We start from the raw sequence: 25,800 nt of genomic DNA on the forward strand, positions 1-25,800 counted from the left end.
TGATGATGATCGCATTAGAAGAAGCCGTAATGGAAATTATCGTCAATGCCGGACAGTCCCGCAGCCTGTGCTTTGAAGCGCTGCACGCGGCGCGTCAGGGCAACATTGACGAAGCCAAAAGCCTGCTGCGCGAAGCCGACGGCTACGCGCGCCAGGCGCACAAGATGCAGACCAAACTGATCGAGCAGGATGCGGGCGAAGGCCGTCAGCCGATGACGTTAATTATGGTGCACGCGCAGGATCATTTAATGAACTCCTTATTAGCGCGTGAACTGTCCGAAGAAATTATTCATTTATATCAGAGATAGTCTATGGCGAAATAATTATTGTAATACCTCTGTACCCTAAATAGAGATCCACTTGTTCTGATGATAGCGACATACTCTGTCAGATCGGAGCGGGATGGTTATTGTCTGAATAAAATTAAACTATATTGAGATAACCATGAATACGATTAAAAAACTTCCATTAACCATGGCGGTTATCGCCGCGCTTTGCCCAATTTCCGTGCTCGCGCAGGAATTCACGCAGGAGCAAATCGACGCCATTGTGGCGAAAGCGGTGGATAAAGCCCTGGCCGAACGTCAGGCTAAAATGGATGCGGCGGTCGCGAAAAAAGCGGACGTGGTGACCGAGCCGCAAAGCGCGGCGCAATCTCCGGATATGGCGATCCCGTTCGGAATTAAATTTACCGGCTACGCCCGCTACGGCGCGCACTTCCAGGCCGCCGATCAGAAATACGTCGCGGTGGACGGTTCATACAACGGCGCGTCCGCCATTGGTCGTCTGGGCAACGAAGGCAACGGCGGGGAATTCCAGCTCTCCAAGGCCTTCAAGGGTGAAAACGGCGCCATCTGGGACGTTAACGTGATGATCGACCACTGGGGCGACGAAGTTAACCTGAAAAAAGCCTACGCGGGGGTGACCAACATTATGACCTCCAACCCGAACGCCTATTTCTGGGCAGGCCGTGACTTCCACCAGCGTCCGCAGCAGGGCATCAACGACTACTTCTGGATGAACCACGACGGCCAGGGCGCCGGGGTGAAGAACTTCGACATCGGCGGCGTGCAGTTCGACGTGGCCGCCGTGGCGGCGGTGGAATCCTGTAGCCCGGAAGTGATGGAAGATGAAGCCAACCCGTCGCGCATCACCTGTACCGGCGGTTCCGGCACGGGCGACAAAGGCAACTACGCCGCGACCTCAAAAATCCACGGCATGAAGCTTGGCCCGATCGACATGGAGCTGTACGCCAACTACGGCTTTGACTCCAAAGCGGTGGAGAGCGACGAGCGTCTGAACGCGTGGCAGGGCGGCGTGGTGTTGAGCCACACCAACGACAGCGGCGTGAACAAGGTGATCGCCCGCTACTCCGATAACGCGGACAACAGCGTGTTCAACAAAACCGAGGATCTGACCACGGTCTACGCCAGCTTCGAAGGGCTGTATAAATTCACCCAGGCCACGCAGGTGGAGTACATCCTCGCCTTCCACGACTACGACAACAGCCGCGATAAGACCGACAACCGCAAAAACTACAACGCCATCGTGCGACCGATGCACTGGTGGAACGACGTTCACTCCACCTGGCTGGAAGCGGGCTGGCAGCACGTGGATTACGACAACGGTGGCGACAACAAGGGCTGGAAGCTGACCCTGTCGCAGAACATGTCTATCGCCATGGGGCCGGAGTTCCGCCCGATGCTGCGCTTCTACGTGACCGGCGGCAAAGTGGATAACGAACGCACCGCGCGCGTGAACAACACCAAAGACGAAACGCTCGACGACTTCAACGTCGGCGCGATGTGGGAGGCGTGGTTCTAGGCAAGGTAGAAGCAAAACGGCAACGCAAGTTGCCGTTTTTAGTGTTTGCTCCCTCTCCCCGTGGGTGTACGGTCCGGGGTGAGGGCATCAGGCCGCACGCAACCATGCTATGCTGTTGACCGAATTAACGACAACATCGCAGGGGAGAACATGGGTTCCACACGTAAAGGGATGCTAAACGTCCTGATCGCCGCCGTTTTATGGGGCAGTTCCGGCGTTTGCGCGCAGTACATCATGGAGAAAAGCCACATTTCTTCGCCTTACCTGACCATGGTTCGCCTGCTGTTTACCGGCGTGATCCTGCTGACGCTCTCCTTCGTGCACGGCGATAAGATTTTCTCGGTCATCAAACATCGCAAAGACGCCCTCAGCCTGCTGATTTTCTCACTCGTCGGCGCGCTCACCGTGCAGCTCACCTTCCTGCTGACGATTGAGAAATCCAACGCAGCCACCGCTACCGTGCTGCAGTTCCTCTCGCCGACTATCATTGTGGCGTGGTTCGCCCTGGCGCGGAAAAAGCGTCCCGGCGTGTTTGTGCTGTCGGCCATCATGACGTCGCTTGTCGGTACGTTTCTGCTGGTCACCCACGGCGACCCAACCTCGCTCTCCATCTCGCCTGCCGCGCTGTTCTTCGGCATCGCATCGGCGTTTGCCGCCGCGTTTTACACGACGTATCCGTCAACGCTGATCGCCCGCTACGGCACGCTGCCGATTGTCGGCTGGAGCATGTTGATCGCCGGGCTAATGCTGACGCCGTTCTACGCCGGACGCGGGACCACCTTTGTGATTGACGGCAGCCTGCTGCTGGCGTTTTTCTATCTGGTGGTGATTGGCACGGCGCTAACGTTCAGCCTGTATCTGAAAGGTGCACAGATGATCGGCGGGCCGAAGGCGAGCATTCTGAGCTGCGCCGAGCCGCTGAGCAGCGCGCTGCTGTCGGTGGTGTTGCTGGGGGTGGCGTTTACCCTGCCGGACTGGCTGGGCACGCTATTGATCGTGTCGTCGGTGGTGTTGATTTCGATGGATTCGAGAAGACGGGTTCAGACATCGGCGTAGCCTGATGCCCTCACCCCAACCCTCTCCCACGGGAGAGGGAGAAAAACGCTACTTCGCCTTAACCTTCCCCGCCACCAGCAGCGCGGTCAGCAGCATCAGCGTGCCGGAGATCACCAGAGGTGACGTCAGCCCCAAATGGTCGAGCGCCACGCCGCCAATGGCCGCGCCGCAGGTGTTCGCCAGCTGGATCACCGCCACCTGAATCGACCCGGCTTTTTCCGCCTGATCGGCAAGCGAGCGGGTGATCCACGTCGACCAGCCCACCGGTACCAGCGCAAAGGCCAACCCCCAGATAATCGCGATGGCAGACGCCACCCACTTATCGCTGCCCCACAGCACCAGCACCGCCGCGCTCGCTGCCAGCACCAGCGGCGCACCCGCCAGCGCCACCTTCAGGGAGCGTTTCAGGAACTGGGAAGACAGCGAGGTGCCGACAAAGCTGGCGATACCAAAGCTCAGCAGCACCAGCGTCAGGCCGTCCACGTCAAAGCCCGCCATGGTCATAAACACCGGGCGGATATAGGTAAAGAAGGCAAACTGCCCGGCAAAGGACATAAAGATAGCGGTCATCCCCGCCAGCACGCCGGGGCGCTTCAGCAGCGCGAACATGTTCTGTTTGTGGTGCGCCGCTTCGCCCGGTAGCGACGGTAGCGCTTTCCACACCCAAATGATGCAGAGCAGGCCCATCACCGCCGCGGCGTTGAAGACGTTACGCCAGCCGATAATCCCGCCGAGGAAGCTGCCGAGCGGCGCGGCAATCACCAGCGCGATAGAGACCGCACCGAAGATAACGGAAAGCGCTTTTGGCACCGTCCGCGCGGGCACCAGTCGCATCGTGAGCGAGGCCGACATCGCCCAGAAACCGCCTAATCCCAGCCCCAGGCAGGCGCGCCCCAGCAGCAGCAGGGTGAAGCTTTCCGCGAAGGAGACCAGCAGGCAGGAGAGCGTCAGCAGCACGCTGAACAGAATGACCACCTTGCGGCGGTCGATGGTGCCAATCACCTGGGTGATAAACAGGCTGGCGAACATCGCCACGAAGGCGGTAACGGTGACGGACTGCCCCGCCACGCCCTCAGAAATGCCCAAATCCTGCGCCATCGGCGTCAGCAGGCTCACCGGCAGAAACTCAACGGTAATCAGGCAGGCGACGCAGAACGCCACGGCGAAAACGGCCGACCAGTTGGGGCGAGAAACCTCTTTGGTCTGCGGTCTGGTCGTGGGCTGGATATGTTCTGTCATGGCGTCACCTGAAGATAAAAACGTGCGGAAAAGTCGCGCAGTTTATCATCAAAAGTGTGACGGATTTAACGATTTGACAACTTTTGTCGTTTTTACAGGGGATCAGTGCAGGTAAAACACGCCCTCTTCCGGCAGGAAGAGCTGGTTATAGCGAAGCTGGAAAGCGTTTAGCTCCTGCGGATCGGGCTCCATCTCGCGCATGAAGCCAAGCGCCAGACGAATTTGCGCATCGGTAATCGGCGCGGCAAGGCGGGCTTTACGCAGCATGCGGTGCCAGGCGTGCAGGTTCTCCTCGCTGCCGTCGACAATGCAAACCTGCCAGATCAGCAGCACCTGCGCCGCGTTTTGCAGATGCGCCTCGTCGGGTCGCTCAAGGTAGCGGATAAACTCATTGCCGGGCGTTTTACCGAACTGGTCGATCATCGACTCGACCGGCATTGGGGTGATCCCCAGACGCTCGCTCAAACGTTTGATGGCGCGGCGGGAATCTGAGGTCAGGACGCGAAACCCAACCACAAACACCACGGCAAGCGTTGCCAGCATTATCCAGACCATGCGTTCTCCTATGAATTGCCGCTCATCATAGCGGGAAACACACGGCGTCGACAGCGACAGGCATAAAAAAGCCCGGCATCACACACCGGGCAAAGAAGTTACCTGCATACTCAGGCTGTTTTTAATTTCTGCGCGCGATTCTCACGGCGAATTTTACGTTCTTCCAGCACCGCTACCATCGCCATCAGGACGATACAGCCGATGGCCGCCGCATCCAGCGCCGCGAAGGTGCCCGCCCAGCCGGTGAGGCCGAAAATTGGCGTGCCGTCGGCGATCATCCCCAGACCCAGCTTGGCGAAGCTGTCGCCGATCAGGTAGGCGAAGGTGCCTTTAATCCCATCGGCGGCGCCGATCGCTTTTTTCGGTACGAAGCCGACTGCCGCCACGCCGATCAGCAGCTGTGGACCAAACACCAGGAAGCCGAGCGCGAACAGGGACGCCAGGTAAACGTACTGGTTGCTGGCATGCTGGTAGACGCCGAGCGTGGCGATAATCAACGCCAGCGCGACGCAGGCCACCAGCGCACGACGGCCGTTGGCGAGATCCGAGAGCCAGCCCCACAGCAGGGTGCCGACCAGGGCGCCCACTTCGAACAGAGTGAAGCCCTGAATCGCCACTTCTTTAGAGAGCTTCAGCTCCTGGAAGGCATATACGGTCGACCACTGGTCGATGCCAATACGCACCACGTAGAGGAAGATGTTTGAGAAGCACAGCAGCCAGATCACTTTGTTTTTCAGCACGTACTCAACAAAGATCTGCCATTTGGACATCTCGTTTTCTTCGGTCTCTTTGTCCTCTTCGCTGATCTCCTCGCCGAACAGCTCTTCGGCTTTGCCGAGGCCGTAAGATTCCGGGGAGTCGCTGCCGTAGCGCAGGCCGATAAAGCCGACAATCAGGGCGATAATCGACGGGAAGATAAACATGCCGATCACGTGGCCGTCGAACAGGTAGTTTGCGCCAAACAGCGCTACGCCAGCCGCCCCCGCCCCGCCGAGGTTGTGGGAGATGTTCCACATGCCGAGGTACGAACCACGCTTGCGGCGCGGGGTCCATTTGGTGATGGTGGAGTAGCTGCACGACCCGCCGGTACTCTGGAAGAAGCCGCTCAGGGCGTAGAAGGCGATCATCATGAACAGGCTGACGGAGCCCGCGCCCATGCTGGCGCTGAAGCCGAGCATACAGATGGCGGAGAGGATCAGCATAAACGGCAGGAACTGCTTGGTGTTTTTGCCGTCCGCATAGTAGGAAACGACGGTTTTACCCACGCCGTAGGTGATGGAGAAGCCCAGGCCAATCATCCCCAGCTGCGTCATGCTCAGCCCGTAGGTTGAGATCATGTCGTTCTGCGCGATGTTAAAGTTTTTGCGGATCAGGTACATGGTCAGGTAGCCGATGAAGACCACCAGATAGGACTGCATGAACGGTTTGAACCACATCTTGCGCCGCACGTCGAGCGGCAGATCCAGGGTCGGCTTGCGCACCTGGTTGAGGAAGGCCAGCATGGTTTGCTCCTGAGCTGATTTTTACCTGCGAATGGCAGGCATTGTAAAAATCAGCCGGGAGAGATGCCTGAGACAGCGTCCAGGTAAAACCGAGAAAATTTCCTGGTTTTGCGCCACTCGGGGCGAAAAGGTGAGACGCATCACGCTTCGCTCACCTCGCGCGGCGCCTGCGCATGCAGGAAGGGCAGCAGCAGCAGCGCGGAAATCCCCGCCGCGATGGCGATCACCGCAAAGAATCCGCTCCAGTGCCAGACGTCGATCACCCGCGCCAGCGGCCAGCCGGAGAGCGATGCGCCGAGGTAGGCAAACAGCCCGACAAAACCCGTCGCCGCGCCTGCCGCCTCTTTGTGGGAACACTCTGCCGCCGCCATGCCGATCAGCATCTGCGGGCCAAACACGAAGAAGCCGATGGTGAAGAAGCACGCCGCCTGCATCACGTAGCTGGCGAACGGCATCAGCCACAGCGAGCCGACGGAGAGCAAAATCCCGGCGGCGAAAATCAGGTTCATCGGACCACGGTTGCCGTTGAACAGCTTGTCCGAACCCCAGCCCGCCACCAGCGCGCCGATAAACCCGCCCAGTTCGAACATCGTCACCGCCGAGTTGGCGGTCACCAGATCCACGCCGAGCGTCTCGGACATGTACAGGTTGCCCCAGTCGTTGATCGCCGCGCGCACCACGTAGACCAGCACGTAGCAGAGCGACAGCAGCCAGATGTACGGGTTTTTCAGTACGTATTTGGTGAGGATCTCCCTGCGGGTCAGCCCCGCACCCTCCTGCTGCTGGGCAATCTCCATTTCGTCGTGCCGCCAGTCGCCCACCGCAGGCAGGCCGACGGTTTGCGGCCGGTCGCGCAGGCGCCAGCAGAGAAACAGCCCGGCAATTATCGCCAGGCCACCGGCAATCATCATCCCCGCGCGCCAGCCGTAGTGCAGCGCCGCCGCGCCCACCACCATCGGGATCAGCGCCCCGCCGACGTTATGCGCGGTGTTCCAGATTGCCCACCAGCCGCCGCGCTCGTTGCGCGAATACCAGGCGGTGAGCAGGCGGGCGCAGACCGGCGCGCCCCAGCCCTGGAAAAAGGCGTTCAGCGCCCACAGCAGGGCAAAGGCCCAAAGCGACGTCGAGAAGCCAAACAGGATATTCACCACCCCGGTGGCGATCAGCCCAACGCCCATGAAATAGCGCGCGTTGGAGCGGTCGCTGACGATGCCGGAGAAGAACTTCGACAGGCCGTAGGTGATGTAAAACAGCGTCGCCAGCAGGCCGATATCGGTGCGCGTCATCACGCCGCTGGCGAGGATTTCCGGCGCGGCGGCGTTGAAGCTTTTGCGGGTGAAGTAGAACAGCGCGTAGCCGAGCCAGATGGTCATCAGGATATGGCGACGCCAGTAGCGGTAGCGGGCGTCGATTTCCGCTTTATCGCCAATCGGCGCGGCGCTGGCAGGGGTTTTAAACATGGTAACTCCGTAGCGGCAGGCTGACGCTGACGCGCGTCCCGTGGGTGCAGGAGAGGTTCAGCGTGCCGCCCAGCGCCTTCACGCGCTCGCGCATGCCCGCCAGGCCAAAGCCCTGCTGGCCGGAACCCGGCGGCAGGCCGCAGCCGTCGTCTTCAATTATCAACTTCAGGCTGTCGTCCTGCTGCCAGCCCTGGATCGTGACCGCGCTGGCGCTGGCGTGCTTGACGATATTGTTCAGCCCTTCCTGACAGACGCGGAACAGCGTCACGCGCTGGCCTTCGCTGAGCGTAGATTCGTTAATGCGCCAGTCGAGATGGCTGACTATTCCGCGGCTTTCCAGCTCCATCTCGCGCATCAGGGAACGCACCGCCTGCTCAAGCGTAAGGTCGTCAAGCTGGCGCGGGCGCAGCCGTCCTAACAGGCGACGAACGGAGTCATAGACGCCAAGGGAAAGCTGTTCGATATGCGCCCCGCCCTGCTTCACGCTCGCGTTTTCTGCCGCCAGGCGCTGGACAATGCCCGCCTGGGTGCGGATAGCGGTGATGGTCTGGCCGATATCGTCGTGCAGCTCGCGGGCGACCTCCTGCCGCACGCTCTCTTCGGTTTCCAGCAGGCGCTCCGCCAGACGACGGTTGCGCGCCAGCTCGTTTTGCAGGGACTGGTTCAGCTCGCGCAGGCGCTGAATGCCCGCGCCGAGCAGCAGCCCGGTCAGGCTCTGGGCCAGCAGGGAGAGCAGTAAATCAACAGGATGATCGTGCCAGGTCTGGCTGGCGATCAGCGCGATGGCGTTCATCAGCGTGGCGATCAGCGCCCCCTGCCAGCCGTAGTGCCAGGCCAGGGCGATAATCGGCAGCGCCAGACAAAACGGCGTGAAGCGAGAAAGCTCGGCGGGCAGGCCAAGCTGTAGCCACAGGCTCACCACAAACAGCAGCAGATACCAGATGAGGTGCCGGGCGCGCCAGTTCACCGGCTGGGAAACCAGCGCCGGGCCGAGCGGCTGCCAGACGGTGCTGGTGAGGTAGTGCCAGATCACCAGACAGGTTGGCGCGAGCGTCAGGCCGCCGGTCAGGGTCAGCAGCAGGGCGTTGAGCATCTCCTTCTCGCCGATCCACGGAAGCGACTGCAGCAGCGCGGCGGCCATCAGCGCCGCCCCCTGCCGCAGCAGCGTGCGCCAGTCGCGCTGGTGGCGGTAGCGGGAAATGAGGGCAACCGGGAGAAGCGTGAGCAGGCTTCCGGTCATCAATAAGGGCAGGTGCGCGAGGGCAACCTCCTGCGCCAGCCAGACCAGCATCAGCCATTCAGCACCGAGCAAAACGGGCCAGTAGGCGCGCGGACACTGGAGCATTAACCCCAGACGCAGGCCGAAGGGAAACAGCAGCACCGCCAGCTCCGGGCGTTCCACCAGGTGCAGGCTGATGCTCCACAGGCAAAACCAGGCGGCGGAGAAGATAAAAAAGCTGGCGACAACGGCGATCAGCCGTGAAAAAGCGGAACTCATTGCCAGCTGTCAAACATGCGGCGCGCCAGCTCGACGTCGTTGCTGACGTTGAGTTTTTCCATCAGGTTGGCGCGGTGGACGTGCACGGTTTTCGGGGACAGTTCCAGCTCGGCGGCAATCTCTTTCACCGACATCCCCTGCGCGAGCTTCTCAGCCACCTGGCGCTCGCGCCGGGTGAGCGGATCCTGACGTCCGGCCGCCAGCTTGATGGCGATATCCGGCGTTAAATAGCAGCCGCCGGTGGAGACGGTGCGTACCGCGGCGATCAGTTCGTCGGGGCTACAGCGCTTGGAGAGAAAACCGCGCGCGCCCGCGTTGAGGGCCTGCTCGACCAGCGCCGGGCTGTCGTGGACCGACAGCATGATCGTCGCCATCCCTTTCGGCAGCTGGCTTAGCAGCTCCAGCCCGGAGAGATCCGGCATCGAGATGTCGCAGATACAGACCTGCACTCCGCGCCCCGGCAGGCCCGCCAGCGCCTCGCGACCGGAGCCAAACTCGGCCACGACCTGAAAATCCGGTTCGAGGTTTAAAAGCTGGGCAAAGCCGGAGCGGACGATAAGGTGGTCGTCGATGAGAGCGATGGTGGTCATGTGTCTTCCTGCGGTCTGAAAGCGCCGGATGGCGCTGCGCTTATCCGGCCTGCAAGCGCGACGCCTGCAGGCCGACCAGGGCGCTTACCTTAAGCGATTTATTCGAAAAACACCGCAATTTTGTTAAACATGGTGGGATCGGACTGGTTGCGCGCCACTCTGGTGACGTCTTCCAGCTTGTCGATCTGCGCCATCATCTGCTCCAGACGCTGGTCGTCGTTGACCAGCAGCCAGATGCGGCTGTGCTCGCTGCCCTGAATCGGCAGACAGAGAATGCCTTCCACGTTAAACGCCCGGCGGGCAAAGAGCCCGCAGACGTGGGTCATGACGCCAGGGTGGTTGCGGACGGTGAGTTCCAGAATGACGTTATCATGTTGTTTCTGCATGGCTTATTCTCCCACCATCTCAGTATTTGCCGCTCCCGGCGGCACCATCGGATACACTTTTTGTTCAGGGTCGATACGCACGTGGATCAGCGCCGGGCCGGGGCGAGAAATCGCCGCCTGCAGCGCCGCGTGGGCATCCTCTTCGGCGTTCAGATCGCAGGTGTGCAGGCCAAAGCCGGCGGCAATCTGCATAAAGTTAATCATCCCCGGGTAGGTCGCGGCAAACACGCCCTGCTTGTAGAACAGGCTCTGCTGCTGATGCACCAGCCCCAGCGCCTCGTTGTTCATCAGGATGATTTTCACGTCTAACTGATTTTCGGCCGCGGTCGCCATTTCCTGAATGTTCATCATCAGGCTACCGTCGCCGGAGAAGCAGATGACCTTGCGGTCCGGGTTGGCGAGCGCCGCACCCACGGCTGCGGGCAGGCCGAAGCCCATGGTTCCCAGACCGCCGGAGGTCAGCCACTGGCGCGGACGGTTCAGCGGGTAGGCCTGGGCGGTCCACATCTGATGCTGGCCCACGTCGGTGGTGATGATTGCGCTGTCGTCCACGCAGGCTGCCACGGCGTTGATCAGTCCGTAGTGGCTCAGCGGGTCGCCTTCGGTTGGGATGGCGCCCGGGAACTCGCGCTGCAGATCGGCCACCAGCTGGCGCCAGTCGGCGCGGTCGGCTGCGTCCGTCTGCGGGATCAGCTGCGCCAGAACCTCGGCCACGTCGCCCTGAATCGCCACGTGCGGCTGCTTGATTTTACCCAGCTCGGCGCGGTCAATATCCACGTGGATGATTTTGGCGTTCGGGCAGAACTGCTCGGTTTTGCCGATCGCCCGGTCATCAAAACGCGCGCCCATAACAATCAGCAAATCAGCCTCTTGCAGGATGTAGTTGGTGCTGCGCGCGCCGTGCATGCCCAGCATGCCGAGAGAGAGCGGGTGCGCTTTAGGCAGCATGCCCAGCGCCATCAGAGTCATGGTGGTCGGCAGGTTGGCTTTCTCTGCAAACTGGCGGATTTCATCCGCAGCGTTAATCGCTCCGCCGCCCAGATAGAGCACCGGGCGTTTGGCGGCGTTAATCATGTCGGCGGCATCGCGCACGCTCTCAGCGCTGAATTCCGGCGCGGGGGCACGCTCGCCCGGCTCCGGCAGGACGTCGATCTCGATCTCAGCGGTCTGGACATCCTTAGGAATGTCTATCCACACCGGGCCCGGGCGGCCAGACTGCGCAATGCGGAACGCATCGCTGATAACCTGAGGCAGCTCGCTGATGTCGCGAACTAAATAGTTATGTTTGGTGATGGGGATAGAGATGCCGTAGGTGTCCACTTCCTGGAACGCATCGGTGCCGATCATCGAGGACGGTACCTGGCCGGTAATGCAGATCAGCGGAATGGAGTCGAGACGCGCGTCGGCGATGGCGGTCACCAGGTTGGTTGCGCCCGGGCCGCTGCAGGCCATACAGACCGCCGGTTTGCCCTGCGTACGCGCCATGCCCTGAGCAATAAAGCCTGCCCCCTGCTCGTGGCGCGCCAGCACGTGGCGGATCTGCGTGCTTTGGCTTAACGCATCGTACAGCGGCAGCACCGTGCCGCCCGGGATACCCGCAACCGTGGTGATGCCCTGCCGTTCCAGCAGATGAACGATCAGCTGCGCGCCAGTAAAACGCGTCGTGGTGGATGTTGTGCCCGAACTTGCCATGCTCCAGTCCTTTTCTTCTGGGCCGACGTTCCGGGGAGGGTCCTAAACGAAAAACCCCGCCCGGTTTGCGCCGGCGGGGTTTTGGATTCGTGTGTTGATCCAGTCCCTACGGCGCATTGCCGACGACCACCACCACACGCACGACGACCACTGCGGCTGGTTGCGCAGTTTTTAGTAGGGTCGAAGTGAAGATGGATGAAGTCATTGGGGACCTGTGTTTGGAATCATTGATGGAATTTATACAAACACAGGTTTTCGGGTGTGACAATGGAAATATTTTCATCTGCGCAAAAATGCGTCAGGGATCACGTTTCAGTAAGTTGCTCGCTCATTCCAGGAGTCACTATAGATGACATTGCCGTCGCAATGCTTCCAGGTGATTTTCTCGTAGCGGATGAGAACCGTCTCAAGGTGTGTTCCGGTGTTTGCGCCTGGGTACAGGTCTGGTGTGATTGAGGTGATTTTCACATTCTCGAGGAGGATATTAAAATATTCCTGTTCTAAACCCGCCTCATTAATCTGGTACATCTTAATGGTGGCTGACTGGAGCGTTCTTCCTGTACTCAGCGCCCGAAATAAAATCGGGGTTACCCGATCAAATTCCTTCTGAAACATGACGGGCATGTGTATGCGCGTCCCCGTCAATTTTCCGGTATTCCCGTCGACTGGAATGTTAACATTATGAGTGAACGATTTGAGTTCAATTGCACCTTCACGCCCTGACACAAGGCAAGGTCCAACCATGGGAGAACCTTGTTCATCTGTTAGAAACAAATAAGCTGGGTTTGACATATAAAATCCTTTTTATAAAATTTAATCGTACTTATCAAAGCGGCCGAAAATTATCGGATGCACAATAATAAATACAACAATAGAAATGAATGTTAGTAATATCCAGTGGTCAGGCATCAACCACAGGAACAAAGAGGCGCACGCAAAAATATAAACGGGGAATAAAACATCCGAAAACAGAATTGATAGCAGACTCTTAAACATGCTCCTTGTCCTTTAAGTCGTCATAAATTGCATCGAAATCCTTATAGAATCCCATTTGCACCTTCTTAATGAGTTCAGACAGGAAAGGCTCAAAAAAGTAGTAAAGCATCTCCAGTTGTGCGGCATACAGGGTCGCGTAATACCTGGAGTCCAACGTTTTCAGGCGACGGGCAGCAAAAGCGCACTTCTGTTCCGTTCCAATCAATTGAAGCGCCATGACAACGTTAGGTACGCGGCGTGCAAGCCGTTCGACGACGATTTCAGAGAGCAGGCCAGATTCGGAAAGGGATTTGGCCAGCCCCAATGCTATCGCTAAACGCGCGGCCTTGTTTGTTGGTATGTTTTTAACAAGCCCGGTGACTTTTGAATCCATCTTACGAACGCGATTTTGTTCATTTCCATTTTCAGAATCGGTAATAACACGTTCAAAATAAAGATAGAGCATGTGTTCTATTACATCGCGATAACGGTAAAGCGAGAGAATTGAGAGATACATCCTCTTTTCTTCTGAGAGAAGCTCATCACACACATCGTGATAGCTGGGGATTAAGCATGATGAGTACCAGCTTACACGCTCGATTCCTGAGTAAATATCAGAACCGATCCCCTTTAATGCTCTCCATGTCCCTGCAACGCCTTGCTGTCCATAAATAGCCAACTGCCTGTCACTCTGGAACTTCATCTTTAAATAATCAGATGCTTGCATAATGTATCCATACAATATTTGCGACTCTGGAAATATACATTGGAAAGCGCTGAGTTTCAAATAAGTGAAATTATTTCAACTAAACATTCACGTAAAAAATAAATTGACTCACTTTTATTTATTATTGTTATACGCGAAGTAATTAAATTACTTGAGAGGTATTAGTAAGTTATATTAGTTTACACATTAAGTGGTGTTATCTTACAAAATGAATCTAATACCTCTCCATTAAACAGAGCGGCTTAAGCGATCCGGCTAGCCCACATCGAAGCCAAACAGCAGAACCCTCGCTCATCCAGCAGTTTTTTATGAGGCACATCAGAAAACAAAAAACCCCGCCGGAGCGAGGTTTTTATCAGGGTTTTGCGGTTGGTCGCCGCAGAACACACTGTGTTACGTCAACGCAAAAAGTATACGCGATCGAAGACGAACGCGCAATTCCGGCACGGATTTTGACGCTTTTGAGTATGGATCGCCTTCCTGATTTTGTCCAAAAAATACTGTTCATGCATACAGTATTTATCTATACTGAGGGTGTTCGCAGTGAGCGAGGGGGCCGCAGTTTTACCGGCGCAACGAAGTCCTGGCTGAAACGGGTGGTGCCGTCAGTGCCTTAACCCCTGAAGTGAGCACACTGTGTTACGTCAATCCAGGTGCTGGCAACAGGCGGCGGAAAGGTACGCCAGCATCGTGCTCCTTTTAACCAAAAGGAGACGCGTATGAGCGTAGTGGATATGGTGATACTTATCCTCAAACTCATTGTTGCTGTACTGCAACTGCTTGATGCTGTCCTGAAATTCCTTCGGTAATTCAGGTTCAAGTCGCACCTGAGAGGGGCGGGAAACCGCCCCTCTTTAATAACGAGGGAATGCTATGTCGCGTCTGTTAATTGAGCCCGTCACACCGGATGAACCGGGGTATATCGCCCTGAAGGCTGAAAGTATCGCACTGAATTTCAACATGCTCCGCAGGCTCGAAGAGAACTGGCAGCGCGGCGAGAACCGCTTTAACGCGCCAGGAGAAAAGCTGCTGGGCGCGTTTCTCAACGGCAGGCTGGTCGGCGTGTGCGGCCTCAACCGCGATCCGTTCAGCCAGCAGCCGCGCGCCGGACGTATTCGCCATCTCTACGTCAGCGAGAAGTGCCGCGGGCTGGGCATTGGCAAACAGCTTTTAACCGTGGTGATGGCCGATGCCAGCATATGGTTTGATTTTCTGAATACCCACGCGCCGGACACCGCGTATGGCTTCTATCGCCAGGCGGGTTTTACGCTGGTCTCGGACGAGCCGCGGGTGACGCACCGTCTTTTTTGTGCCCTGTAACCGGCTGGCAGCATCAGGGTGTGAATGTTACAGTTGAGTGACAATTCATCACCCGATACGCCATGACCACCACCGTTTTCTGCATTTTGCTCTTCGCCGCGCTGCTGCATGCCAGCTGGAACGCCATCGTTAAGGCCGGAACGGACAAGCTCTATTCCGCGATAAGCGTCAGCGGATCCGCCACGCTTATCGCTCTGGTCTTACTGCCGTTTTCCCCACAGCCATCTGCTGCAAGCTGGCCGTTTTTGATCGTCTCCTGCGCCTTACAGGTGGTGTACACCGTGCTGGTAGCGAAGACCTATCAGGTCTCCGATATGAGCCAGACCTATCCCCTGATGCGCGGCACCGCCCCGCTGCTGGTGGTGCTGATCGGCGTGCTGGCGCTCGGCGATCGTCTCTCCTGGCTCGCCTGGTCCGGCATCGGGGTAATTTGCCTTTCGATTCTGGCGATGGCGATGCATGGCCGCATGCAGTCACGCAAAGGGATCTGGCTGGCGCTGCTGAACGCCTGCTTCATTGCCGGGTATACGCTGGTGGACGGCACCGGCGTGCGGCTGTCGGACACCGCGCTGGGCTACACGCTGTGGACCTTCTTTATGAACGGCTTCTGCCTGCTGAGCTGGGCGATGGTGGCGCGTCGGCGCGAAGCGTCCGGCTACCTGCGCCTGCACTGGAAAAAGGGGTTACTCGGCGGGGTGGGAACCATGGGCTCTTACGGTCTGGCGCTTTGGGCCATGACGCAGGCACCGCTGGCGGTGGTCGCGGCGCTGCGTGAAACCTCGATTCTTTTCGGGGCGCTGATCGCGTTTGTCCTTTTAAAAGAGAAGGTTGCGGGACTGCGCATCGCGGCGGCGCTGGGTATTGCTGGCGGCGCCATTCTGCTGCGCCTGGCGTAAATCACTGGCAACATTAGTTGCCGTCCTTGTTTACAAATCCTGCCTTTCCCGGTTTTTTCATTCACCACGACAATGCTTAAATTGTCATCTCTCTGTGGTAGATTCCTCGCGCATTTATGGGAATGCGCAGTCACTTATTCTTCATTTTTCTCTTTTGGCAAAAGTATTCAGCGACATGAAAAAACAAAGGAACGTTAACTTATTGTTGATGCTGGTGTTACTGGTGGCCGTCGGTCAGATGGCGCAAACCATCTACATTCCGGCGATTGCCGACATGGCAAAGGAATTGAACGTCCGCGAGGGCGCGGTGCAGAGCGTGATGGCAGCCTACCTGCTGACCTATGGCGTTTCGCAGCTCTTCTACGGCCCGCTGTCTGACCGAATCGGGCGTCGCCCGGTGATCCTGGTGGGCATGAGCATTTTCATGGTGGCGACGGTGATTGCCATTACCACGCACAGCCTGACCGTACTGATTGCCGCCAGCGCCCTGCAGGGCGTCGGGACCGGCGTCGGTGGGGTGATGGCGCGAACCTTACCGCGCGATATGTATCAGGGCACCCAGCTCCGTCATGCCAACAGCTTGTTGAATATGGGTATTCTGGTCAGCCCCCTTCTCGCCCCGCTGATTGGCGGCCTGCTGGACACGATGTGGTCCTGGCGCGCCTGCTACGCCTTCTTGCTGGTGCTGTGCGTCATTGTCACCTTCAGCATGGCGCGCTGGATGCCGGAAACGCGCCCGCAGGACGCGCCGCGCACGAAGCTTATCACCAGCTATAAAACGCTGTTCGGCAACGGGTCGTTTACCTGCTACCTGCTGATGCTGATCGGCGGCCTGGCGGGCATTGCGGTGTTTGAAGCCTGTTCCGGCGTGCTGCTGGGCGCGGGTCTGGGCCTGAGCAGCATGGTAGTGAGTATTCTGTTTATTCTGCCGATCCCGGCGGCGTTCTTCGGCGCGTGGTTTGCCGGACGCCCGAACAAACGCTTCTCCACCCTGATGTGGCAGTCGGTGATCAGCTGTCTGCTGGCGGGTCTGATGATGTGGATACCGGGGCTGTTTGGCGTGATGACGGTCTGGACGCTGCTCATCCCGGCAGCGCTGTTCTTCTTCGGCGCGGGGATGCTGTTCCCGCTGGCGACCAGCGGCGCGATGGAGCCGTTCCCGTTCCTCGCTGGCACGGCTGGCGCGCTGGTAGGCGGTTTGCAGAATATCGGCTCCGGCGCGCTGGCCTGGCTCTCGGCCATGATGCCGCAGACCGGGCAGGCTAGTTTGGGCCTGCTGATGACGCTGATGGGGCTGCTGATTTTACTGTGCTGGCTGCCGCTGGCGTCGCGTGTTCCGCATCACGAGCAGCCGGTTTAACCGCATGATGGCCCGGCTTCTCGCCGGGCTTTTCACAAACGGGCGCAATCATCGCCTGCAACAACGGCTCCGGCGCGGGCCGCCAGGCCCCCTCTTCCCCGTCGTAAAACTGGAAATCCGCGTTCAGCGCATACGGGATTTTCGCCTTTTGCAGCTCGCAGGCCATAAAGGTGGAGAACGCCATTTGCGAAGCGGTTGGCGTAAGGTGGTTTGACTCTCCCACGCCCCAGCCCCCGACCCAGCTCACGTGTCCGGTTTTTTGCTGCCAGCGCAGCGCGGTATTGATGCGATTATGGATAGCCGCTTTCTCCGCCGCCGTGCCGGACGTCCACGGATATTTACCGCTATTTTTCAGCGGCCCCCACGGGAAAATATGCCACTCCGCCAGCAGGTAGTTTTGGCTGTGCGCGGGCAGCTTCAGGCTGGATAAATCCTCCGGCGCGGCGCGCAGGCGTGGCGCAATAAAGATCATCCGCTGCGGGTCCATGTCGTGGATCGCTTTAATGGTTTTTTCATATACCCGGTTTAGCGACGCGAGGTTGTGGTTAAGCTTGTCGGCCGGCTCATAAATGAGATCAAAACCCAGCAGCGGATAGCTCTGACCGAAATAGTGCGCCACGGCAATCCACCAGTTAATCGTCTCTTTCTCGTTATCGGCTTTCGGGTCGTTTTTATACTCATCAGCCTGATAAGCGATAATCGGGATCACGCCATACTGCTCGCAGGCTTCCACCAGCTTGCGCAGGTGAATTAGCCGCGCTTCCGTCGGCTCATCGGCGACGCGAATGCGCACGTGGGTAATGCCTTTTGCACGAAAATCGCGTACTACCAGCGGGTCGAATTCGCGTATGCCGCGCTCGGTGCGCGCCCAGTCCACATCCATCCCGACGCCCAGCTGCTGCGCATAACGGGCAGCCGTCAGCGGCGGCTCAGCGGCAATCGCCCAGCCGGAAGAGATCAGTAATGCACAGGCAATAAAAGGCTTTAACACGGTTTACCCTGGATAAATCGAAAGCATTACCTGTATTTAGCACGCTTTTTCACATTTCGTGTAGAGCGAAAGCGTAATAATTCTTCAACCTGCCAGTTCTCTCAGCCAGCCGATAAAGGCGTCTATTTTCGGCCACTGTCGGCCAGAGAGCGTCGAGATATAGTAGTGCTGATGGCATTTCAGGGTCTTTTCACCAAACGGGGCGATAAGCTCGCCCCGTTCGAGCCGTTTCTGCACCAGCCGCTTTCTGCCCATCGCGACGCCGACGTGGTTGATGGCCGCAATAATCGCTAAATCGGAACGATCGAAACCAATACCCGACGATGGCGGCATATTCACCGCAAAATGTTGCGCCCAGCTCAGCCACTCATCCGTACCGGAATCGTAGCTCCAGGCCTGACGGTCGTGCAGCAGCGTGCAGTGGCTGAGGTTATCGGGGTTTTTCAGCAGCTCATGCTCGCGGGCATACTTCGGCGAGCAGACGGGCAAAATCTCCTCGTCCATCAGGAAGTGATGAGAGAGGTGGTTTGGCGGCGTATCGTCGAAATAGAGCGCCAGATCGACGCCCGTTCGCTGCATATTGACGTAATCATTGCCGGTCAGGATGGTGAGTGAAATCGACGGATAGCGGCGGGTAAAGTCCCCCAGCATGGGCACCAGCCAGCACTGAGCGATCGACGGCCGGGAGTAGACCGTCAGCGTGCCGGACAGCGCCTGGTTTTTGATGTCCAGGATCTCCTGATTCAGGGTGTCGAGGGACGACTTAAGCGTCCAGTAAACACGCTTTCCCTCCTGCGTCAGCTCAACTTTACGGTGCGAGCGGACGAACAGCTGAATGCCCAGCTCCTCTTCCAGCAGGTTGATGCGGTGGCTCACCGCGCTTGGGCTGAGCGACAGTTCCTCCGCCGCCAGGGCGAAGGACTCATGCCGGGCGGCCACTTCAAAGGTGTACATTTTCGACAGCTGCCAGCCGTTTAACAGGCGGTTTCTGGCTTCATTCGCATCGGTCATCACAATTCTCACGCGGGTTTTCTGCGCTCAGCATACCGCTCAAGGGTGAATTTATGTGAACCTAATACGAATTAAGTGCACTTTTTAGACCGCAGTCACTCAGTTGATCCAATCTGGCTCATCTGAACGCCAATTTATATCGTTTGTCAGCCCACGCCGTTTTTTCGTCCAATACCCACAGATGACATAAGGGTGAGGTGAGATATGGGATCTCAGGTCTGGGTTGTGGCAACGCTGCTGGTCAGCATTGTGTTGATTGTTTTAACCATCGTTAAGCTGAAGTTTCACCCGTTCCTCGCGCTGCTGCTGGCGAGCTTTTTCGTCGGCGCGATGATGGGGATGAGCCCGCTGGATATGGTGAATGCCATTGAGAGCGGAATTGGCGGTACGCTGGGCTTCCTGGCGGCGGTGATTGGTCTGGGCACCATTCTCGGCAAGATGATGGAAGTCTCCGGCGCGGCAGAGCGCATCGGGATCGCGTTGCAGCGCTGCCGCTGGCTGTCGGCGGACGTGATTATGGTGCTGGTGGGCCTTATCTGCGGGATCACGCTGTTCGTGGAAGTGGGTGTGGTACTGCTGATCCCGCTGGCGTTTTCCATCGCCAAAAAGACCAACACGTCGCTGCTCAAGCTGGCCATTCCGCTCTGTACCGCGCTGATGGCGGTGCACTGCGTGGTGCCGCCGCATCCGGCCGCGCTGTTTGTGACCAATAAATTAGGCGCGGACGTCGGAACGGTCATTGTCTACGGTTTGATGGTGGGCCTGATGGCCTCGCTGGTCGGCGGCCCGCTGTTCCTGAAACTGCTCGGCAACCGTCTGCCGTTTAAACCGGTTCCGGCGGAATTTTCAGACCTGAAGGTGCGGGAAGAACACACCCTGCCGTCGCTGGGCGCCACGCTGTTCACGGTGCTGCTGCCGATTGCCCTGATGCTGGTGAAAACCATTGCCGAGCTGAATATGGCAAAAGAAGGCACGCTGTATACGCTGCTGGAGTTTATCGGCAACCCAATCACCGCGATGTTTATCGCCGTGTTTGTCGCCTACTACCTGCTGGGGATCCGCCAGCATATGGGCATGGGCACGATGCTGACGCATACCGAGCACGGCTTCGGCTCTATTGCCAACATTTTGCTGATTATCGGCGCGGGCGGCGCGTTTAACGCCATCCTGAAAACCAGCGGGCTGGCAGACTCGCTGGCGCATATTCTCTCGAACCTGCACATGCACCCTATCCTGCTCGCCTGGCTGGTGGCGCTGGTGCTGCATGCCGCCGTAGGCTCCGCGACGGTGGCGATGATGGGCGCGACGGCGATCGTCGCGCCGATGCTGCCGCTCTATCCAAACGTGAGCCCGGAAATCATCACCATTGCCATCGGTTCCGGCGCCATTGGCTGCACGATCGTGACCGATTCCCTCTTCTGGCTGGTGAAGCAATACTGCGGCGCGACCCTGAATGAGACCTTCAAATACTATACGACGGCGACGTTTATCGCCTCGGTGCTTGCACTTGGCGGCACATTCCTGCTTTCCTTCATTATCTGAGCGCGAAGAGACGTATTATGGAAAACGCAACTATCACTACTTTAACCGCACAGTTTCCTCTGGTTGAGGATCTGATCGCCCTGAAAGAAACCACCTGGCTTAACCCGCGCACCACGACGCTTGCAGAAGGGTTGCCGTACGTCGGGCTGACCAAAGCCGACGTGGACGACGCGCACGCGCGCCTCAACCGCTTCGCGCCGTACCTGGCGAAAGCCTTCCCGGAAACGGCAGCAACGGGCGGGATTATCGAATCCGAACTGGTTGCAATCCCGGCGATGCAAAAGCGGCTGGAGAGAGAATCTGGTAAGCCTATTCCCGGCACGCTGCTGCTGAAAAAAGACAGCCATCTGCCGATTTCCGGCTCGATTAAAGCGCGCGGCGGCATCTATGAGGTGCTGACCCATGCGGAAAAACTGGCGCTGGAAGCCGGGTTGCTGAGCGTTGAAGACGACTACAGCATTCTGCTGGAGCCGCGCTTTAAGGACTTCTTCAGCCAGTACAGCATTGCGGTAGGCTCAACCGGCAACCTTGGGATGTCCATCGGCATTATGAGCGCCCGCATCGGCTTTAAGGTGACGGTGCATATGTCCGCCGACGCCCGCGAGTGGAAGAAAGCCAAACTGCGCAGCCACGGCGTCATCGTCGTGGAATATGAGCAGGATTACGGCGTGGCGGTGGAGCAGGGACGAAAAGCGGCGGAAAGCGATCCGAACTGTTTCTTCATTGACGATGAAAATTCCCGCACCTTGTTCCTGGGCTATGCCGTTGCAGGCGAGCGGCTGAAGGCGCAGTTTGCCGAACAGGGCCGCGTGGTGGATGCGGACCATCCTCTGTACGTCTACCTGCCGTGCGGCGTTGGCGGCGGCCCCGGCGGCGTGGCGTTTGGCCTGAAACTGGCCTTTGGCGATAACGTCCACTGCTTCTTCGCGGAGCCAACGCACTCCCCGTGCATGCTGCTCGGCGTCTACACCGGCCTGCACGATGAGATCGCGGTGCAGGATCTGGGCATTGATAACGTCACGGCGGCAGACGGTCTGGCGGTAGGACGCGCCTCCGGCTTCGTGGGCCGCGCGATGGAGCGCCTGCTCGACGGGTTCTACACCCTTTCCGACCAGAGCATGTACGACATGCTCGGCTGGCTGGCGCAGGAGGAAGGTATCCGCCTGGAGCCGTCGGCGCTGGCGGGCATGGCCGGGCCGGTGCGCGTTCATTCGCATACCAACGTTACCCACCTGGTGTGGGCAACCGGCGGCGGAATGGTGCCGGAAGACGAGATGGCGAAGTATTTAGCAAAAGGCCGTTAATCGTAGGCCCGGTAAGGCGTAGCCGCCACCGGGCTTACAGGCTCAAAATTTGCTGAATATGGGTTACCGCAAACAGCAGCGACAGCGAGAGAACAGCGAGCGCGATCAGGAACTTATCCCGCACCGCTTTCGGCTGTACAAAATCGTTCTGCGCCACGTCCATCAGGTTACGGCTGCGGGTATAGCGCCATAAAATAATGGCCACCAGCGCCAGCACGACAATAGAAATCCAGAAGGGCACCCCGGTGCGGTGCCAGTTGTGCTTGATCGCCAGGGCAATCAAAGCGCCATACCCCAGCAGCGTGCGCAGCCAGGCCAGCGACGTCCGCTCCGGCTGCAGGCCGGGGTCCGCCTCGCGCCGCGCTTTGCGGCTATCCGCCATAGAACACCAGCACCATCACCACGCCCGCCACCGTCAGCAGAATCGTGCTGATAATCAGCAGCCCGCGCGTATAGGGCAGATCCTGCTTCAGACGCATCGCCTTCTCATTGCGCAGCCAGCGCAGGTAGCCGTAAATCGCCAGCACGCCCGCAAACAGGCACAGCAGCAGCGCCAGCACTTCGCGAATCAGCGGCGTGGCGAAATCGGGCGCGAGCTGATCGAGACCCACCCCTGCCGCCAGAAAGCCCAGCGCGGTGCGGATCCACGCTAAAAAAGTGCGTTCATTAGCCAGAGAGAAGCGGTAGTCCGGCGCTTCGCCGAGGCGGGAAATTTTCATGAGGGTTCCTTGTCGTACTACGGGCAGGCTTCAGCATAGCGTAAATCGACAAGGACAAGGAGACCGGCATCGGGCGATGCCGGTCAGGACGATTAGTGCAGCGCTGGCCAGAAGTCCTTATTGGCCTCGATCAGGTCATCCAGAATCGCTTTCGCGACGGACGCGCTCGGCACGGTTTTCGACAGGGTGATCGCCTGCCAGAGTTTCTGGTACGAGCGCTGCTCCCAGGCATCCACCACCAGTTTTTCCACCGCCACCTGCTGGCTCATCAGCCCTTTCTGGAAGTGTGGAATATCGCCCACCGTAAGCGGCTCTGGGCCGTTATGGCCTACCAGGCACGGGATCTCCACCATCGCGTCGGCATCAAAGTTATGGATGGCCCCGTTGTTAGGCACAATCAGCAGCATCCGCTCCTGGGTGTTGAAGGCAATCGCCGTCGCCAGATCGACGATGTACGACGCATGTTCGTCGATTTCCAGCTCACCGGCGGCGGAGTGACCGGCTTCAATAATTGCCCGGCAGGCGCTGAACACGTGCTTCTCACGGTGATCCATGACCTCATTGGCGCGGGTGCGTTCCGGGTTGGAGTGCGCGACCACGTAGTCCGGGAACAGATAATACTTCAGGTAGGTGTTCGGCATGGTATCAGGATCCAGCGCCTGTACGTCTCTGGCTTTGGCAAAGGTATCGTTCCAGCTCGCTTCGGTATGCGCATCTTCCGAAGGCGGCACATAGCCGTTTTTCGCCACGTATTCGCGCAGTTTCGGCATCAGATCGTTGCCGTTGAGATCTTCAATCGACGTCCACCAGCCGAAGTGGTTCAGGCCGTAGTAGCGCACGCGCATCTCTTTGCGGTTATTCAGGCCGACAATCTGCGCCATGCGCCCTTCAATGCCGATCGGCATATCGCAGATGTTGAGGATTTTGGCGTTCGGACGCAGGCGGCGCGTGGCTTCCGCGACAATCGCCGCCGGGTTGGAATAGTTCAGCATCCACGCGTTCGGGGAGTACTGCTGCATATAATCCACCAGCTCCAGCACGCCGCCGATAGAGCGCATGCCGTAGGAGATGCCGCCCGGCCCGCAGGTTTCCTGGCCCAGCACGCCGTGGCGCAGCGGGATTTTTTCATCTTTTTCACGCATCGGGTATTTGCCCACGCGGATATGCGCCATCACAAAATCCACATCGGTAAACGCCGCTTTAGGGTCGGTGGTGTAGCTGAATTCAATCTCCGGTGCCTGCTCCCTGAGGATGATTTTGCACGCTTCGGCGATGGTTTCCTGACGTGCGCCGTCGTTGTCATAGAACTTCAGCGCGCGCAGCGGGAAACGGTCGCGGTTGGCTAACAGCATCAGGACGATACCAGGCGTAAAGGTGCTGCCGCCGCCTGCAATAACAACTGAGAATTTTTTCATGATATAGCCTCTGTCAGGGTGGTTTGTTCATTCGTTAAAGGGGTTTTCATCAGCGATTCCAGCTGGTCGCGCACCTGAGGAACGTGCAGGCCGACAATCACCTGAATGCCGTTGCCGCGTCGAACCACGCCGTGGGCGCCGAGGGCTTTGAAGACGTCATCGCTTTGGGTTTTCGCCATATCCACCAGCGCAATGCGCAAGCGGGTGGCGCAGTTGTTGATGCTTTCGATGTTGGCCGCGCCGCCGAGCGCCTGCAGGAATCCGGCGGCCTGCCCTACCTGCTGGCTGGCCGCCGCCGGGGCGGTGGTTTGCCCGCGCGCCGCCTTATAGTCGGCCTTGCTGTAGAGTTTGATTTCGCTCTCTTCCCGGCCCGGGGTTTTCAGGTTCAGACGTTCGATCAGCGTTTTGAAGACCACGAAGTAAATCCCTGTGAAGCAGACGCCAATGCCGATCTGGGTGAATACCGTCGAGGCGTGGTTGTGGAACATTGGGATCCAGTTTTGCGGCAGGAACTGGTCCAGCAGGCCGCCGCCCATGTTCCCGACCACGCCAAAGGCGTACATCACCGTTGCCATAGTCGCCGCCAGCACGGCGTGCACGGCAAACAGCAGCGGCGAGATAAACAGGAAGGTGAACTCAAGCGGTTCAGTGATGCCCACCAGCACGGCGGTGAGCGTGGCCGGGACCAGCAGCCCCGCCACCTTGACGCGGTTTTCCGGCGACGCGGTATACCAGATCGCCAGCGCAATCCCGACCGAGCCAAACACTTTTGAGTTGCCGTGCAGCGCGAATCCGCCTTCCGGGAAGAGGGTTTTCAGCGGCAGGGTGCTCTGGCTGAATTCCTGCAGGTGCTGTGCCCAGTAGACCTGAATGCCGCCTTCTACCGCCGCCGGGCCGAAGATGAACGGACCGTAGACGAAGTGGTGCAATCCGGTTGGGATCAGAATGCGTTCCAGGAAGGTATACACCCACACGCCCAGCGCACCGGCGGAGCGCAGAAACGCCTGCAGGGACTCAATGCCCATCTGCACTTTCGGCCAGCCCAGCAGCGTCAGCCAGGCGCAGGGGATCATGACGAAGAACGCGAGGATAACGACAAACGAGCTGCCCTGGAAAATCCCCAGAAACACCGGCAGCGGCTTGTCGAAGTAGCGGTTGTGGATGGCGGTGACGATGCCTGAGATCACAATGGCACCGATGATGCTGGTATCGAGCGTTTTGATACCGGCAATCATCGCCAGCCCGCTTCCGGCCGTCGGTTCGGCGGAGAAGTCGACGCCGAAGAAGTGGCCCCAGGTCATCCCCATCGCGTTAATAAAGTAGTTCCAGGTCAGGAAGCTAATCAGCACCGCAAGACAGGCGCGGCCCTGCGCCTGCTTCGCCAGGCCAATCGGTAAGCCAACGGCAAAAATCAGCGGCATATTGCGAAACACCGCCCAGCCGCCCTCTTCAATGATGTGAACAATCTGCGCGAAAAGATGATCGGGGGCCGTTAAGGCTTCGCCGACAAACAGCGGGTTGCGAAGCATGATGGCGATTCCCACCACGATCCCGGCGAACGGAAACAGCAACACCGGGGTAAACATGGCACCGCCAAAACGTTGTATTTGACTGAGCATTTTTAAATCCTCATGAAACAACCTGTAGGGGTAGAGGCCTTTATGGTTTTTTGCTGGCCTGAGGTGAGCATAAGAAGTTACTGATGCGCGAACATGGCGTGCCGCTGCGATTCGTGATC

At 58.5% G+C, this 25,800-nt stretch carries 27 protein-coding genes; 10 read left to right on the plus strand and 17 right to left on the minus strand.

The window, feature by feature from the left end; all coding sequences use genetic code 11:
- The first annotated feature begins 5 nt into the window (after positions 1–5).
- The 3 genes from HCH49_RS21115 (at position 6) to HCH49_RS21125 (ending at position 2,880) form a co-directional block, all read left to right on the plus strand.
- Positions 6–308 carry a PTS lactose/cellobiose transporter subunit IIA gene (locus HCH49_RS21115; protein ID WP_029741865.1) on the plus strand — a complete coding sequence of 101 codons (303 nt, stop codon included), beginning with the start codon at positions 6–8 and terminating at the stop codon, positions 306–308.
- A 136-nt stretch (positions 309–444) separates the two neighbouring features.
- Positions 445–1,824, plus strand: a complete 1,380-nt coding sequence (locus tag HCH49_RS21120; protein ID WP_221703315.1) for a carbohydrate porin — start codon at positions 445–447, stop codon at positions 1,822–1,824.
- 150 nt (positions 1,825–1,974) lie between these two features.
- Positions 1,975–2,880: a DMT family transporter gene (locus HCH49_RS21125; RefSeq protein WP_048981411.1), complete on the plus strand. Its 906-nt coding sequence runs from the start codon at positions 1,975–1,977 to the stop codon at positions 2,878–2,880.
- A 48-nt stretch (positions 2,881–2,928) separates the two neighbouring features.
- Here HCH49_RS21125 and nepI read toward each other — a convergent pair whose 3' ends face one another.
- From nepI to HCH49_RS21180, 11 genes are all read right to left on the minus strand, one after another.
- On the minus strand, positions 2,929–4,119 hold the full coding sequence (gene nepI / locus HCH49_RS21130; RefSeq protein ID WP_039260374.1) for a purine ribonucleoside efflux pump NepI: 1,191 nt from the start codon (positions 4,117–4,119) through the stop codon (positions 2,929–2,931).
- Between the two features lie 102 nt (positions 4,120–4,221).
- Positions 4,222–4,674, minus strand: coding sequence for a DUF1198 domain-containing protein (locus HCH49_RS21135; protein ID WP_021242696.1), 453 nt, complete (start codon positions 4,672–4,674; stop codon positions 4,222–4,224).
- Positions 4,675–4,784: 110 nt separating this feature from the next.
- Entirely contained in the window at positions 4,785–6,176 is a 1,392-nt protein-coding gene (gene uhpT / locus HCH49_RS21140; RefSeq protein ID WP_023333957.1) for a hexose-6-phosphate:phosphate antiporter, read from the minus strand.
- 140 nt (positions 6,177–6,316) lie between these two features.
- The gene (locus tag HCH49_RS21145) at positions 6,317–7,636 is read right to left on the minus strand and encodes an MFS transporter (protein WP_217071977.1); all 1,320 of its coding nucleotides are present in this window, start codon (positions 7,634–7,636) and stop codon (positions 6,317–6,319) included.
- A complete protein-coding gene (gene uhpB / locus HCH49_RS21150) occupies positions 7,629–9,134 on the minus strand; it encodes a signal transduction histidine-protein kinase/phosphatase UhpB (protein ID WP_221703316.1) in 1,506 nt (501 codons plus the stop codon). Before uhpB ends, HCH49_RS21145 begins: the two co-directional genes overlap by 8 nt.
- Positions 9,131–9,724, minus strand: coding sequence for a transcriptional regulator UhpA (uhpA, locus tag HCH49_RS21155; protein ID WP_032626676.1), 594 nt, complete (start codon positions 9,722–9,724; stop codon positions 9,131–9,133). The genes uhpB and uhpA overlap by 4 nt, the downstream gene beginning before the upstream one ends.
- A 98-nt stretch (positions 9,725–9,822) precedes the next feature.
- Entirely contained in the window at positions 9,823–10,110 is a 288-nt protein-coding gene (gene ilvN, locus HCH49_RS21160; RefSeq protein WP_033144334.1) for an acetolactate synthase small subunit, read from the minus strand.
- A gap of 3 nt (positions 10,111–10,113) precedes the next feature.
- On the minus strand, positions 10,114–11,802 hold the full coding sequence (gene ilvB / locus HCH49_RS21165) for an acetolactate synthase large subunit (protein ID WP_221703317.1): 1,689 nt from the start codon (positions 11,800–11,802) through the stop codon (positions 10,114–10,116).
- Positions 11,803–11,908: 106 nt separating this feature from the next.
- Complete coding sequence (gene ivbL / locus HCH49_RS21170; protein ID WP_057979964.1) at positions 11,909–12,007, minus strand: ilvB operon leader peptide IvbL; 99 nt, start codon at positions 12,005–12,007, stop codon at positions 11,909–11,911.
- A gap of 107 nt (positions 12,008–12,114) precedes the next feature.
- Positions 12,115–12,594: an Hcp family type VI secretion system effector gene (locus HCH49_RS21175; protein WP_064673034.1), complete on the minus strand. Its 480-nt coding sequence runs from the start codon at positions 12,592–12,594 to the stop codon at positions 12,115–12,117.
- Between the two features lie 196 nt (positions 12,595–12,790).
- Positions 12,791–13,504, minus strand: a complete 714-nt coding sequence (locus tag HCH49_RS21180) for a hypothetical protein (RefSeq protein ID WP_221703318.1) — start codon at positions 13,502–13,504, stop codon at positions 12,791–12,793.
- Between the two features lie 308 nt (positions 13,505–13,812).
- Between HCH49_RS21180 and HCH49_RS21185 the strand changes: the two genes are divergently transcribed.
- The 5 genes from HCH49_RS21185 to emrD all read left to right on the plus strand — a co-directional run bounded on the left by HCH49_RS21185 (position 13,813) and on the right by emrD (position 17,080).
- Positions 13,813–14,121 (plus strand): hypothetical protein, encoded by a 309-nt coding sequence (locus HCH49_RS21185; RefSeq protein ID WP_166670494.1) that lies wholly within the window; start codon positions 13,813–13,815, stop codon positions 14,119–14,121.
- Between the two features lie 102 nt (positions 14,122–14,223).
- Positions 14,224–14,313 (plus strand): type I toxin-antitoxin system toxin TisB, encoded by a 90-nt coding sequence (gene tisB / locus HCH49_RS21190; protein ID WP_023309830.1) that lies wholly within the window; start codon positions 14,224–14,226, stop codon positions 14,311–14,313.
- A 64-nt stretch (positions 14,314–14,377) separates the two neighbouring features.
- Entirely contained in the window at positions 14,378–14,824 is a 447-nt protein-coding gene (locus HCH49_RS21195) for a GNAT family N-acetyltransferase (protein ID WP_214539129.1), read from the plus strand.
- 62 nt (positions 14,825–14,886) lie between these two features.
- On the plus strand, positions 14,887–15,720 hold the full coding sequence (locus HCH49_RS21200) for an EamA family transporter (RefSeq protein WP_221703319.1): 834 nt from the start codon (positions 14,887–14,889) through the stop codon (positions 15,718–15,720).
- A gap of 175 nt (positions 15,721–15,895) precedes the next feature.
- On the plus strand, positions 15,896–17,080 hold the full coding sequence (gene emrD / locus HCH49_RS21205) for a multidrug efflux MFS transporter EmrD (RefSeq protein WP_033146466.1): 1,185 nt from the start codon (positions 15,896–15,898) through the stop codon (positions 17,078–17,080).
- On the opposite strand, the gene HCH49_RS21210 is transcribed toward emrD, so the two are convergent.
- Entirely contained in the window at positions 16,983–18,071 is a 1,089-nt protein-coding gene (locus tag HCH49_RS21210; RefSeq protein WP_033144341.1) for a cellulase family glycosylhydrolase, read from the minus strand. The genes emrD and HCH49_RS21210 overlap by 98 nt on opposite strands.
- An 84-nt stretch (positions 18,072–18,155) precedes the next feature.
- Entirely contained in the window at positions 18,156–19,082 is a 927-nt protein-coding gene (gene dsdC / locus HCH49_RS21215) for a DNA-binding transcriptional regulator DsdC (protein WP_221703320.1), read from the minus strand.
- A 204-nt stretch (positions 19,083–19,286) separates the two neighbouring features.
- On the opposite strand from dsdC, the gene dsdX reads away from it, so the two are divergent.
- Positions 19,287–20,624: a D-serine transporter DsdX gene (gene dsdX / locus HCH49_RS21220; protein WP_023309824.1), complete on the plus strand. Its 1,338-nt coding sequence runs from the start codon at positions 19,287–19,289 to the stop codon at positions 20,622–20,624.
- Positions 20,625–20,641: 17 nt separating this feature from the next.
- On the plus strand, positions 20,642–21,928 hold the full coding sequence (gene dsdA, locus HCH49_RS21225) for a D-serine ammonia-lyase (RefSeq protein WP_064673029.1): 1,287 nt from the start codon (positions 20,642–20,644) through the stop codon (positions 21,926–21,928).
- Positions 21,929–21,962: 34 nt separating this feature from the next.
- Here dsdA and HCH49_RS21230 read toward each other — a convergent pair whose 3' ends face one another.
- The 4 genes from HCH49_RS21230 to HCH49_RS21245 all read right to left on the minus strand — a co-directional run bounded on the left by HCH49_RS21230 (position 21,963) and on the right by HCH49_RS21245 (position 25,681).
- Positions 21,963–22,310: a DUF202 domain-containing protein gene (locus HCH49_RS21230; protein WP_047059222.1), complete on the minus strand. Its 348-nt coding sequence runs from the start codon at positions 22,308–22,310 to the stop codon at positions 21,963–21,965.
- Positions 22,300–22,647: a YidH family protein gene (locus HCH49_RS21235; protein WP_023309821.1), complete on the minus strand. Its 348-nt coding sequence runs from the start codon at positions 22,645–22,647 to the stop codon at positions 22,300–22,302. Before HCH49_RS21235 ends, HCH49_RS21230 begins: the two co-directional genes overlap by 11 nt.
- Positions 22,648–22,739: 92 nt before the next feature.
- On the minus strand, positions 22,740–24,062 hold the full coding sequence (locus tag HCH49_RS21240) for a 6-phospho-alpha-glucosidase (RefSeq protein ID WP_221703321.1): 1,323 nt from the start codon (positions 24,060–24,062) through the stop codon (positions 22,740–22,742).
- On the minus strand, positions 24,059–25,681 hold the full coding sequence (locus tag HCH49_RS21245) for an alpha-glucoside-specific PTS transporter subunit IIBC (RefSeq protein WP_033144347.1): 1,623 nt from the start codon (positions 25,679–25,681) through the stop codon (positions 24,059–24,061). The genes HCH49_RS21240 and HCH49_RS21245 overlap by 4 nt, the downstream gene beginning before the upstream one ends.
- Positions 25,682–25,800: the final 119 nt, after the last annotated feature.

This window comes from Enterobacter sp. Y17, from assembly GCF_019730495.1.
GTDB lineage: Bacteria > Pseudomonadota > Gammaproteobacteria > Enterobacterales > Enterobacteriaceae > Enterobacter > Enterobacter asburiae_B.